Origin of the sequence: Halopseudomonas sabulinigri, assembly GCF_900105255.1 — a bacterium.
Lineage (GTDB): Bacteria > Pseudomonadota > Gammaproteobacteria > Pseudomonadales > Pseudomonadaceae > Halopseudomonas > Halopseudomonas sabulinigri.
Window position 1 is genome coordinate 840321 of sequence record NZ_LT629763.1, and the last position, 13097, is coordinate 853417.

The window sequence follows — 13097 nt, forward strand, 5'->3', positions numbered from 1 at the left end:
GATGGCTTCAACATGAGCGTGCAAATACGCCGTTCAACCCTGCTCACCCTGGCGCTTGGTCTGCTCTGCCTGTCGCTACTGGTCTGTGCGACCACGGCAAACGGTACAGACAGCTTTAGCGAGCGCCGCGTGCTGGTGGGGTTAAAGCTGTTTCGCACCCTGGTCGCAGCGGATCTGGATATCGACACTAAAATCAGTGGCGATAATCAGCTCAATCTGCTGCTCGTCTATGCCGATGATGAAACAACCGCCACCACTTACCAGAAAGCCCTCGAGCAAGACGTTGACTCCCTGAACGGCACGCCGGTGTCGGTGCGTGTTAGCGCCCTGAGCGCATTGCTGCAGCCAACCAGCAGCAAGCCAGCGGCGATCTTCGTCAGTCAGGCCCTGAGAGATAGCGAGCGCGACGCTCTGGTGCGCTACAGCATCGCGAACAACATCATCGTCTTCTCACCCTTCGAGGAAGACGTTGAGCGTGGCGTACTCGCCGGCCTTTCCGTACAGGCCACAGTGCGCCCCTTGATCAACATGCAAACCCTGTCCGCGGGGCAGTTCAATATCAAGCCCTTCTATCTCAAGGTGGCCAAACACTATGAATAAGGCCAACCACCAGAGACTGCGCAACTGGCTGGCGTCCCTCAGACAGGATCCGGCATTCCATACCCAGATCCTGATCAGTACCGTGTTCATTCTGCTGATAGCCGTATTCAACTGGTCACTCGACCGCTATTGGCAACATTCCTTGCAGCCGCGACTGTACAAGGTGGCAGAAACCCAGGCCAAAGTGCTGGCAGAGTCGCAATCGGCGGTACTGCTGCAAACGCTGGAGCGGACCGCGCCAAATTACCTGGCCCAGGCGCTGGCTGACACCGTGCAGGAAATGCTCATCGTCGAAGACCCCGCCATCGGCGAGCGCTTTGTGCGGCATCTGACCCTGCAGATCGACTACTCAACGGTAGATGCCGAAGCGGGCACCCTCGACATCAGCGAAGGCGACGCCAACTGCACTCGCTGCTTTCATACCGATGTGCCACTGATCAACCGCCAGGGCGAGATTCTGGGCCTGGCCAGCTTCGCCATCAGCGATGGTTACCTGCGCACCCTCAGCAAGGACATGAGGTCGAAGCTGTTCGCCGAATCCAGCATCGTCATCGCACTGGTTATCGCCGTCTGGGTCGTCATGATGGTCATGTTCTACCGCCTGCACAGCGCCAAAAAGCTTATAGAAGCCTCAGACCATGCCAAAACCCGCTTCATGGCTAATGTCACCCACGAGTTACGCACGCCACTGAACGCCATCCTGGGCTACACCCAGCTGTACAAGCAGGATGCCCAGTTGATGCAACATCATCGCCAGGGTATAGAAACCATCGACCGCAGCGCCGACCACCTGCTGCTGATGATCAGCGACATACTGGAGTTCTCACGCGCCAATGAAGACAGCCTGACACTGCACCCCGAGGAAATCGACCTGGGTAAGTTCCTCAGCACTATCGTGGAAATGACAAGAGTAAGCACCCGTCTCAAAGGCCTGGAATTTCTTTACGACTTCTCCGAGCAGTTACCCGCCATCATCGTGGCCGACGAAAAGCGCCTGCGTCAGATTCTGCTTAACCTGCTGAGCAATGCGATCAAATTTACCGAACACGGAAAGGTCATATTTTCAGTCAAGACAATCCCCTGCCGATCCAACCACAGCAGGCGCTTGCGCTTTGCCGTGCAGGACAGTGGCATCGGCATCGACCGCGGCCAAATAAAATCCATATTCATTCCGTTCCATCAACTGGACAACGCCATTACCCGAGCAGAGGGCACCGGCCTGGGGCTGACCATCAGCCAGCGGCTACTGAACTTGATGAACTCGAAATTGCAGGTAAGCAGCGAAGCCGGCAGTGGAAGCGTATTCTGGTTTAACCTTGAAGTGCAGGCATCAGGCAGCGAAACATTGTCGCGCTCAACCGTGGTAGAGGAACCCACGCTACTAAACCTGCCCGATCCGGCGGTACTGGCTCAGCTCAAAGAACACGCCAAGCGCCACAACGTGTTGGCACTACGACAACTGATCGACACCCTCAAGGCCAGCGAACAACACGCCCAATTCCTGCAGCAAGTTCAGCCTTTCATCCAGCAATACCGCTTCAAGCAACTACTGGAGTGGCTGGACAACCAAGAAAAAACTGCGCGTAGCCAGAATGACAGCGTGCCTGGATAGAGGGCCGCCCCGTCAGAACCATAACGCTGCCGGCCGTCTGAGCAACCTGAGCACCATCGTCTGTAGCCGCAGAGGTGGCGGCCTCGATTTTTAATGACCGCAACGAAGTTGAGTGGCGTGTCAGGCTTTACCACGGATGATGTCCAGTTTATTGGATGGTGCATCTGGGGCCATAAATCTCGGGATAGTATCAGGGCCTCTTCTCGGACGGGACAAAAACGCTGCCGGCCACTCCGCGATACGCTCCTCCTTCTTGTGAAGGTATATTCCCGGCTCGGGCTCATCAATATATTCACGCTGCAGAATAAGAGCCAGCGGGGCTCCACTACCAGGAATTTCATTAGCACATTCCAAAGCCTCTTCAAATGTTGCAAAGGCATAGTAGTAGTCACTGCCGTCCTCTAAATCTGGCGAACCTTCGTGCGGGTGGCACCACACCCGGTACTCAAGAACCTCATCCCAGACATATCCACCTCCGGCTTTTGCGGCACCAGAATACTCTCCTACCATGTCCGGGTCTTTTACTTTTGGGTATTTGCTCATGGTTCTCTTTGAATAATTGGGTCAGATGAAAATTGGTTCTAACGCCTGCATATGGGATCGGAGTGCAGTTGGGTGTTTTTGTGGCAACCACCATAAAAACGGCCGACGGAACGGAGGTCCCAGCCCACGAAGTGGGCGAACATGATGCATTTTTTAGGCATTAATTGTTTTTCCATTTGTAACTTGAGATTTCACCTTCAGTATTTACTAAATATTTTAAGTCCTGTGAGATGAGTCCCATATACCCTTTCACTTTTACATATTCATCATGAGGCTCTATGGAATCAATTTCAGTTTTCAAAATCGCTGAATCATTAAATATTGCTGTCCGTATATTGTCGTGCAACACAATCTTTGCAGGACTCTCCCCCCACGACCTTACAATTTTATTAAATTGATCTTCAATTATGACATTTCTACCATTTTCAAATTCAAATACGTATTTTGTATGCTGAGTTTCAGCATCCGCTTTCAAATTAGCACCATCAATAAATGATTTAGCCGCAAGACTAAAATAGAGAACAAAAGGAGCAATCAAAATAATTAAAAGTACCTTCAGCATTTTCATATTTGCCTAACAGTGATTAGATAGCACGCGGCATTAATACATAACCGCGCGTTCGATATAACTGCGGGCTCAGGCCGCCCATCACAAAAAGCTTATCGATAAAAAATCAGTAGCTTGCGGAGCCTTTCCGCCAGCAGCCCGTATTCGCGTGCGCGCGTCATTTCGTGAATCCATTACGACTGGATGGCATGGCACTTATCATTCCACCTGAGGCGAACTGTCCTTTATCTGCGACAGGCGAGCCTGCCCGTTGCGCGCGGTACACGGGTACTGGGCTGGACAGCGGCGATGCTTTCATCGCAGGCATACGACGGGTGAGCAGCCGATATAACGGCGGTTGAGCACTAAAATCTGAGGTTTGTGAGAGGTTTACTTTGCGCGCCATCCTTGGGCTCCTGATGCATGGCCATGCGCCATTGACGCAACTTAGCGCTAATGCGGCTGCGGGTAAAGCGCTCTGCAACACTTGTTTCCACTGACGCCAGCGCGTTGTTTCGCGCCGCTGTGTTTTGCTGACCGGTAGTCTGTGATGAGCACCCTCCCCGTTTTACTGGCTGCCTTGGCTAATCCAGCAAGGTGAACTCACGCTGCACCTTGAAGTAGATTTCCCGCGCGGTCAGGTCTTTTTGGTTTATGTCCGATTCGTAGTCTTTTACCAGGCGCAGGCCCCACATGAGCTGCCAGGCCGGGTGTGGTGAAAAGATTTGCGTGTACTCCAGAGTGCGGCTGGTTTCGCGGGCGAGTTCGTCGCCGCGCCAGCGGTCGATATCGCGCTCGGTCAGGTCGTTGAGCCACAGCAATCTATGCGTCAGGCCGCTGGGGGTGTGGTAGAGCGCAGTGAGGGAGAAGAATTGCTCCTTGTAGAGGCGATCGCCGTCGGTATCAAAGTGGCGCAGGGTCAGGTCGGCCATCAGGTCGAGTGGGCCGGTGGTGTAATGCAGTTTGGGTTTGATCTCGCGCATGTGGCCCAACACCAGATTGTCGGGGTCAGCCATAGCGCCCCAGCGACCGTCCAGGTGCAGGGTCCAGGGTACGTAGGGGGCGGTCTGGAAAAACCATTGCCAGTAGTGCTCATCAAAGCGCGGGGCGTTGTCTCCGGCTGACAGGTCACTCTGATCCAGCCTGTTTACCGCGCGTTTTCGGTGCTGCCAGCCCAGGCGCGCGATGGTCTGGTAGCTGCCACGAAATTCGCCCCAAATACCGACCGTAGTCTCCAACGGCTGGTTATCAGAATGGGAGCGCATGTGCCCTCCTACCAGGTAGGCACGAATGCGCGACTGGCTTTCATCGTCGGCTTTGGCCTGAAAGTACCATTTGCGGCCGTAGGCCAGGTTGATCGCGCGATAATCCACACGGCGCAGAAAGCCCAGATCGGCGCGAAAGTCCGGCGATACATCGTAGTACCTTGCCCAGTACAGCGAGTCGGGGCCGTCGTGGTTATAGCGTAGCTGCAGGTTATAACCGCGCAGCCGGTCGTCGTAATCGGCACGCCGTACATAAGGCGTGATGTCGCAGTCACCCAGCTCACACTCGGCGTCGGGGTCCTGCTCGGTACAGCCTGTAGTGTCGCAAAGGTCTTCGGCAAACCGCTGCGGGTAACGGGTATCCGACACCATGAACTGGCCGCGCACCTTGTCATCCACGCCAAGATTGCCGGTGCCGTTCAGGCTCAGCACGGCGTTGTGGTAGTCATCGGCGGTGCGCAGGGTGGTGAGTACGCCCAGGCTGCGTTTGTCGGATTGGCGCTCGTAGTTAAAGGCAGCTGACTGACTGTTATCGACCAGCGTAACCACGTCTGAACCGAGATTGTCTGGCATGTAGAGCTGCGTCTGCTGGTCAAAGGCTGCTAGGAGACCACTGGTCGCCGTGGGGCTCCTCCAGAGATGCGCCAGCCCCACATCCGGCTGCACAATATTGCGGGTATAGACCACTTCGTTCAGGGTGCGGAAGTACTCGCGGGTATCAACAAACATCTCGCGTTTTTCCGGCTCATAGGGATCGAAGGGGTTGTTGATGCTGTCGCGGGCGATGTCCGATTCGACCTCCGCGTAGTTGGGCTTGACCGTCATCAGGAAGCTGCGGTCAGCCGAGAGGCGGTAATTGAGATAGGCGCCGGCGGCGTGGCGTGGCTGCTCCTCTACCTGCTCGAAACGCCCGCCAATGTCGCGGTCCTCATCCCGGTCAAACACATAGTGCGGAGTAATGGTCAGGCGCCGACCACTGTCTTTCGCCTCGCTGGGCTTGGGTGGCTCTTCGGTCAGCACCAATTGCACGGCACTGGCCAGTGTGCGCTCAACCTGGCGCGGATAATGCCGCTTGAGCATGACCAGCAATTCGAGTTGCTGGGCCTGGTCGCCAGGCAGAATGCCCAGCTCACTGCGCGGAATCGCCATCTCTACCCGAAAGCCGGTCTCGTCTATCTGTGCGGCGGCCTCCCACTCAGCATCCCAGTCGTACAGGTAGCGGTCACTGATGGTGTCTTGCAGTACGTCAGACTGACTGCCGTGCGGATTCACGCGAAATTCGTATTTGCGCAGGCCCTGCCCCGCCGGATCAAGCACCAGGGAAACGTAATCGTCTTCTTTCAATCCATCACGTTCGCGCACCGCAGAACGCAGGTTACTGATATCGGGGTCAGGGGCGTCGAAAGCGGCGTATAGATGGGTCTCGGTCAGCGCGATGCGCACGCGCGTGGGCACTCCCGCATCGCGCAGCCGCACCGGAAAAACTTCGTACTCGATGGGTATTTCGTGCAGATTGAACCAGAAGCCGTCAGACAGATCGCCGTCGATGACCGGGGCATCAAGCCGCACAAAGGTAAATACCCGGGGTATCTCCGGGCTGGCGGCATCCACTTTGTCGGCGGCAACCGCATCGACGGTCTCAGAGTTCTGATCACCCAGAATCTCTTGTGCTGCGGCGTGCAGGCTCACGCACAGCAGCACCACTAGCAGCCACAAGTGCATGCCCTTGCACCCGTTCAAGGCAACGTCCGTTTTTGCACTGGCAGCATAAGTGGAGCCCGAGTCCGCGTTTCTACCAGAGCATAGCAAAGCAGAGCCGCGGTATTAGGGCGATGACGGCGAGCGCTCTCCTGAACAACGCGGCTGCTTGCCGGATGATCAGACTGGGATACCATGGGCCCGGCGATGGCCGGGCCAGCGGTCTTAGATGCAGGTACTGCCGCCGTCTACGGGCAGTGCGATACCGGTGGTAAAAGCGGCGGCATCGGAACACAGATAAAGGACCGCAGCAGCGATCTCTTCAGCCTTACCGATGCGGCCGACCGGGTGCATGCCAGCAACGTACTCGGCCTTGCGCGGCTCAATGGCGGCGGCGCGGCGGAACATGTCGGTGTCTATTACCGCCGGGCAAACGGCATTAACGCGGATGCCTTTTTTGCCGTATTCCACGGCAGCTGAACGGGTCAGGCCAAGTACCGCGTGCTTGCTGGCGGCGTATATGCTCATCTTGGGCGCAGCGCCCAGGGAGGCGATAGAGCCGGTATTGACGATGGCGCCGCCACCGTTCTTGAGCATCAGCGGGATTTCAAAGCGCATGCACTGCCAAACGCCTTTGACGTTGACGTCCATGATGCGGTCGAACACGTCTTCCTTGGCGTCGGCGATCTTGTCTTGCTCGATCTCGATGCCGGCATTGTTGTAAGCGCAGTCGAGGCGGCCGTAGTTGGCTTCGATCATGTCGATCAGGGCTTTGACTTCGGCGGCATCTACTACGTTGCAGGCCTGGAATACGGCATCGCCCCCGGTAGCGCGAATGCCGGCGGCAACCGCTTCACCGCCCTGGCTGTCGACATCTGCCAGAATCAGCCGCGCGCCGGCGGCCGCGAAGGCTTCTGCTGTGGCCTTGCCAATACCCGCAGCTGCGCCGGTAACCAGTACAACCTTGCCTGCAAAATCCAAACTCATTGATTGCGCTCCTTGACGATGGGAGCAGCTGGGGCCGCTCCGTTGTTATCGCTGGATGATAACAACGAGCGCCGTCATATTTCGACTGAATCAGCTGCGTTGTTCACGCGCCATGCTGATTATTGATGGTGAGTTCTGCAAGATACTCGATGATCTCGGCGTGATTGCCGGAGAAGACCACCCGTGCCTGCTTGCTTTCGCGCTGATAGGCGTACATGGGGTCGTAGTAGTTCTCCAGCAGGCCCTTGATCCAGGCGCGATGTAGGGTTTCATCGCCGCTGCTCTGCTGCTCTGTCAGGGCCTGTTGCATCAGGGCGTCGAGCTGCTGATGCTGCTCGCCGCCAAGGCGTTTGCGGATACGCAACAGGCTGTTCAACAGGTAGTCGGAGAACTCCGCAAACGCGCGCTCCGGGTCGGCGTGCAACGCGACAAACTCGGCGTGCATCGCGGTCACGTAATCAGCGAGGATACGGCTGATTCGATTTTCCTGGCTGTCCTCCAGCCACACCAGCGGCGCCTGTTGCATGGCGTGGTAAACGTTCAGCGGCACCGAGCAACTGCCGACCATGCGTCCTTCGTCTTCCAGCACCAGCCGCTGGGCACCAGTCTCGCGGACTTTCAGCGCTTCAATCGACAGGCGGTTCTCAAAATCGATCTGCGTAGGCTGCGGCGTGGCGTGGCGACCAAAGCTGGAGCCACGGTGATGCGCATGACCTTCCAGATCCAGGCTACTGCTTAACGCGGCGATTACTTCGGTTTTACCGGTGCCGGTCAGGCCGGCGACCAGCACCGGCGGGCATTGCTCGACTGCCTCATCCAGCGAGTCGATCAGAAAGCGGCGCATGGCTTTGTAGCCGCCGATAACGCGCGGGTACTGCACGCCAGCGTCACTCAGCCATTGCTGTACCAACTGCGAGCGCAGGCCACCGCGAAAGCAGTAGAGATACCCCTGCGGGTTGGCCTGCACGCGTTGTATCCAGGCGTCGATTCGCGCCGCTTTGGTGTCACCGCAAACCAATTTGTGGCCCAGAGCGATGGCGGCCTCCTGGCCACGCTGTTTGTAGGTTGTGCCCACCTGCTGCCGCTCATCATCGTACATCAGCGGTAGGTTGCAGGCCGCGGGAAAGGCGCCCTTGGAAAATTCGATGGGCGCGCGCACATCCATCAGCGGAACATCCGCAAGAAACAGCTGGCGAAAGTCCTCGGTATTATCGCGCATCAAATAACCTCGACCCAGGGGCCGCCGTCGGCTGCTACGCACTCACCAATTGCCTGTAACTCAAGGCCCTCTTCCCGTGCGGCCAGCAGAAACTCGCTTACCGCAGCGGGTGCTACCGCCACCAGCAGGCCGCCGCTGGTCTGTGGGTCGCACAGCAGCTGTTGCTGCGCATCGCTCAGCGGCCCCAGCTTGTGGCCGTAGCTATCGAAATTACGCAGTGTGCCGCCGGGGATGCAGCCCTGCGCCAGGTAGTAGTCGACGCTGGCGATACGCGGAATGCAATCGGCATGGATCTGCGCCTTGACGCCGGAGCCCTCGGCGACCTCGGCCAAGTGACCCAGCAGGCCGAAGCCGGTGACGTCAGTCATGGCTTGCACGCCGGGCAGTGTGGCGAAGCGTTGGCCTGGTTTGTTCAGCGTGCACATCAGATCCCGGGCCACGCCAACATCTTCAGCGCGCAGTTTTTTCTGTTTCTCCGCGGTGGTCAGAATGCCAATACCCAAGGGCTTGGTGAGAAAGAGTTGAGCGCCTGGCTTGGCTTGGTCATTGCGCTTGAGTTGGCTGCGCAGTACCTGACCGGTGACGGCCAGACCGAAGATCGGCTCGGGGGCATCAATCGAGTGGCCGCCGGCCAGCGGCATACCGGCCTCAGCACACACCTGGCGCGCGCCGGCGAGCACTTCGCCCGCCACAGCGGCGGGCAGCAGGTTGACCGGCCAGCCAAGGATGGCGATGGCCATCAGCGGCGTACCGCCCATGGCGTAGATGTCGCTGATGGCGTTGGTGGCGGCGATGCGGCCGAAGTCGAAGGGGTCATCGACGATCGGCATGAAGAAGTCAGTGGTGCTGACGATGCCCTGTTCGGCGTCCAGGCCAAACACGGCCGCGTCGTCGCGGCTGTCGTTACCTACCCAGAGCCGTTCGAAGCTGGGCCCCGGCTGACCGACCGACAACATTTCGTCCAGCACCTTGGGCGCTATCTTGCAGCCGCAGCCGGCGCCGTGGCTGTATTCGGTCAATCGCACTGTTTGGGTCATGCGGGCTCTCCGGCGGTAAGGATCAAGCCCGCGATTCTACCAGCCAGGGCTGGCTGCGCCTACGCTTCAGCAGCCGCGCTTCAGCGGCCGCGCCGCTCGAACTGGTCGAGGGTATCACTGGCGACCATGCGGCCCAACTCGATCAGTTCCGGCGCGCGGTAAAACTCGAAGAAGCGACACAGGCGCTTGGGAACGTTGAACAGTACATCCGGCGGGTAACCAGCAATTTTGTACTGGGTAAGCGATGACTGCATGGCCTCAAACGACAGGTTGACCAGTTCCAGCATGCTCGCCGGGCCAGGGGACGCCTCGACCTCGACGGGTTGCGCCTGATCTTCTTCACGCGAATGCGGCGGTTCCTGCGGTTCGTGCTCGGCGGTGAGCAGGGCCATGGCGTCTTCACCCTCTTCTTCATCGCCCTTGCGGCCCAACCAGTTGGGCTTGAGTGCCGTCATCCACTGATCCCACTGCTGGCGAATGGGTGCGGGCCGCTCAACCACGGGCATGCGGTAGCCGTCGTTTTCTATCGAGTTGAGGTTGACTGCCATGATCAGATCACAGTGCTGGGACACCACCGGCACAATCGGCAGGGGGTTCAGCAAGCCGCCGTCTACCAGTACCCGGCTGCCCTGGCGTACCGGTGAGAACAGGCTGGGTATGGCCGCCGAGGCGCGCATGGCCTGATGCAGGCAGCCCTGCTGGAACCACACCTCCTGCTGGTTGGTCAGGTCGGTGGCCACGGCGGTGAAGGGAATGTTCAGTTGCTCGATATTGATCTCACCGAGAATCTCGCGAATGCGCCCAAATACCCGTTCGCCGCGGATGGCGCCCAGGTTGCCAAAGCCGATATCCAACAGGCGAATGACATCCAGATAGTCCAGGCCCGTGACCCAGTCACGGTAGGCCTTCAGGTGTCCGGCAGCGTGAATGCCGCCTACCACTGCACCCATGGAGCAGCCGGCAATACAGGCGATTTCATACCCGCGCCGTTCAATCTCTTCAATCACGCCGATGTGCGCATAGCCGCGTGCTCCGCCGCTACCCAGCACCAATGCTACTCGCTGCCCCATCTTTGTAGGCTCCCCCGCAATTTGGTTAATCCCGATTGACGTAATTGATCACTCTGCGCATGATGCCGGGATGATTTCCCGCAGCACAAGGCACCCCGTGATCAAGCGTCTTTCCTTACCTTTAAAAGCATTCGTCTTCATCGCTTTGCTGCTGACCCTCATAGCCCTGTTGGGCGTCTGGATACTGCATACTGCCGAAGCCAAACGCAGCGGTGAGCTGCGCCTGGGCAACCTGCAAAGCCGCGTCTCGGTGCATTACGACGCCTGGGGCGTACCGCATATCGACGCACAAAACGAAGAAGACGCCTACCGCGCTCTGGGTTACGTGCATGCCCAGGATCGCCTGTTCCAGATGGACATGCTGCGCCGCGTGGGCGGCGGCCGACTGTCGGAGCTGTTTGGCGCTGAATCCTTCGCGACCGACCGTTTCTTCCGCACCCTGGGCATCAACCGCTTTGCCCGCGCCTACGCCGAACGCCTGGAAGCCGAAGCCAACAGCCCCCATGTGAAGCTGCTGCACGCCTATCAGGACGGTATCAATCAGTACATCGACCACGGCGGCCGGCCGCTGGAATACCGCCTGCTGATGGCCAAGTCGGATTACTTCACCACCGAAGACATCGCCCAGATCATGGGCTACATGGCCTACTCGTTCGCCGAAGCCTTCAAGACCGATGTGCTGGTGGACCATATTCGCGGCACTCTGAGCGAGCGCCACTATAAGGACCTGGTACCCAGTTGGCCAGATCAACTCCCGCCCGCCCGCTCCTCCGGGCAGCCCTACATAGAGCTGCTCAAACCCATGCTGGAGCAGATCTCGGCGATTGAAAAGGACTTTCCGGTCGGTCAGTTCATCGGCAGCAACGCCTGGGCCGTCAACGGTAGCAAGAGCGCCAGCGGCGCCCCCCTGTTAGCCAACGACCCGCACATAGGGTTCGCCGTACCGGCCGTGTGGTATGAAGCCCATCTGCGCACGCCGGAGAACGAGGTGTACGGGCATTTTCTGGCCGGCATACCCTTCCCGCTGCTGGGCCAGACGCGACATCACGCCTGGGGCCTGACCATGCTGATGAACGACGATATCGACTTCTACCGCGAGCGCATCAACCCGGAAGACCCCAACCAGGTCTGGGCGAGTGATCACTGGGAAGACTTCGCCCTGCATGAAGAGGTCATCAAAGTCCGCGGCCAGGAAGACCGCCTGATCAAAACCCGCAGCACTCGCCACGGCCCGGTAATCAACGACCTGCCGGGCAGCCTGGAACGGCAGCCGGTCAGCCTGTTCTGGACCTTCCTCGACCCCGAGAACGATTCTGCCAAGGCCTTCTACGGCTTTACCCGCGCACAGAACATGGCAGAGTTTGAGACCGCGGCAGCGGCCCACAGCGCACCGGGGCTGAACCTGATCTACGCCGATACCGACGACAACATTGCCATGTGGGCCATCGGCAAACTCAAGCGCTGGCCCACCAGCAGCAACGGTTTTGCGCTGCTCAATGGCAGCTCCGGGCGCGACGAGTTTCTGGGCTATCAACCCTTTGAGAACAATCCGCGCATCATCAACCCGCGTGACGGCTACCTGTTCAGCACCAACAACCCGTACCCGGAAAAGAACGTGCGCCGCAGCCTACCGGGTTACTACGCACCGACTGAGCGGGCCCAGCGGCTGAGCGAACTGTTGCAGGAGGAAGAGACCTTCGACCTGTCCCGCTTCAAGGCCATGCAGCTGGACGACCAGCGCCCGCAGGCCCTGGCTATGGTGCAAGATGCCCTGCCCCTGCTGGATTACAACCTGTTCAGCAGTGAGCTGCACGCCCCGGCAGCCAAGGCGGCGCAATTGCTGGAGCAATGGGACGGCCGCTATCAGCAGGACAGCGTTGGCGCGAGTATTTTTCAGCGCTGGCGCGACGAGTTGAGCGTGGCGCTGTTTGCCGATGAACTGGGAGACCGCTACGCCTTTTTCCGCAATACCTATCTGGCCAGCAAGACCCTGACGCAGCTGTACTGGAAGCCCACCTCACCCTGGTGGGACAACCGCCAGCAGCCCAGCCTGGATGGCCGTCAGGCGGCAATCACCCACGCCTGGATCAAGGCCGTGGAAGGCCTGGTGGCCGACCTTGGCGATCAGCCGGAACAATGGCAGTGGTCGCGCCTAGCCAGCTTGCAGCACCAGCACGCCCTGGCAGATCGCATTCCCTTTGGTCGTTACCTGAACACTGAACCGGTCGCCGTCAACGGCGGTAACGAGACGTTGAACAACATGGCGTACAACATTGGCGAGCCGCGCTATCAGGTCAAATCAGGCCCTTCTACGCGGCGCCTGATCGACCTGGCCGATGTGAATGCCACGCTGGGTATCAATCCGCTGGGGCAGTCCGGCAACCCGCTGGACATGCATGCGCTGGATCAGGCAGAGATGTACAACGAGGGCCGCTACCGCACGCAGTTGTTCGACTGGCTGTCGATTCAGGCGCTGCCCGATCAGCTACTGATCCGCCCCGAGCGCAAACGCTGAGCCA

The 13097-nt window shown here is 58.7% G+C and carries 10 protein-coding genes; 3 read left to right on the forward strand and 7 right to left on the reverse strand.

What is annotated here, in order from left to right:
• The first annotated feature begins 12 nt into the window (after window positions 1–12).
• Window positions 13–600, forward strand: coding sequence for a type 1 periplasmic-binding domain-containing protein (locus tag BLU26_RS03695; protein WP_092283966.1), 588 nt, complete (start codon window positions 13–15; stop codon window positions 598–600).
• A complete protein-coding gene (locus BLU26_RS03700) occupies window positions 593–2212 on the forward strand; it encodes a sensor histidine kinase (RefSeq protein ID WP_092283968.1) in 1620 nt (539 codons plus the stop codon). The genes BLU26_RS03695 and BLU26_RS03700 overlap by 8 nt, the downstream gene beginning before the upstream one ends.
• Window positions 2213–2332: 120 nt before the next feature.
• Here BLU26_RS03700 and BLU26_RS03705 read toward each other — a convergent pair whose 3' ends face one another.
• The 7 genes from BLU26_RS03705 to BLU26_RS03730 all read right to left on the reverse strand — a co-directional run bounded on the left by BLU26_RS03705 (window position 2333) and on the right by BLU26_RS03730 (window position 10578).
• Window positions 2333–2755, reverse strand: a complete 423-nt coding sequence (locus BLU26_RS03705) for a GCN5 family acetyltransferase (RefSeq protein ID WP_092283970.1) — start codon at window positions 2753–2755, stop codon at window positions 2333–2335.
• A gap of 160 nt (window positions 2756–2915) precedes the next feature.
• Window positions 2916–3323, reverse strand: coding sequence for a hypothetical protein (locus BLU26_RS18550; RefSeq protein ID WP_157719291.1), 408 nt, complete (start codon window positions 3321–3323; stop codon window positions 2916–2918).
• A gap of 563 nt (window positions 3324–3886) precedes the next feature.
• Complete coding sequence (locus BLU26_RS03710) at window positions 3887–6289, reverse strand: DOMON domain-containing protein (RefSeq protein WP_092283972.1); 2403 nt, start codon at window positions 6287–6289, stop codon at window positions 3887–3889.
• A gap of 201 nt (window positions 6290–6490) precedes the next feature.
• Window positions 6491–7252, reverse strand: a complete 762-nt coding sequence (locus BLU26_RS03715; protein WP_092283974.1) for an SDR family oxidoreductase — start codon at window positions 7250–7252, stop codon at window positions 6491–6493.
• 103 nt (window positions 7253–7355) lie between these two features.
• Window positions 7356–8471 carry a tRNA 2-selenouridine(34) synthase MnmH gene (mnmH, locus tag BLU26_RS03720; protein WP_092283976.1) on the reverse strand — a complete coding sequence of 372 codons (1116 nt, stop codon included), beginning with the start codon at window positions 8469–8471 and terminating at the stop codon, window positions 7356–7358.
• Entirely contained in the window at window positions 8471–9508 is a 1038-nt protein-coding gene (selD, locus tag BLU26_RS03725; protein ID WP_092283978.1) for a selenide, water dikinase SelD, read from the reverse strand. Before selD ends, mnmH begins: the two co-directional genes overlap by 1 nt.
• A gap of 80 nt (window positions 9509–9588) precedes the next feature.
• Complete coding sequence (locus BLU26_RS03730) at window positions 9589–10578, reverse strand: patatin-like phospholipase family protein (protein WP_092283980.1); 990 nt, start codon at window positions 10576–10578, stop codon at window positions 9589–9591.
• A 97-nt stretch (window positions 10579–10675) separates the two neighbouring features.
• Between BLU26_RS03730 and BLU26_RS03735 the strand changes: the two genes are divergently transcribed.
• Complete coding sequence (locus tag BLU26_RS03735; protein WP_157719292.1) at window positions 10676–13093, forward strand: penicillin acylase family protein; 2418 nt, start codon at window positions 10676–10678, stop codon at window positions 13091–13093.
• Window positions 13094–13097 lie beyond the last annotated feature (4 nt).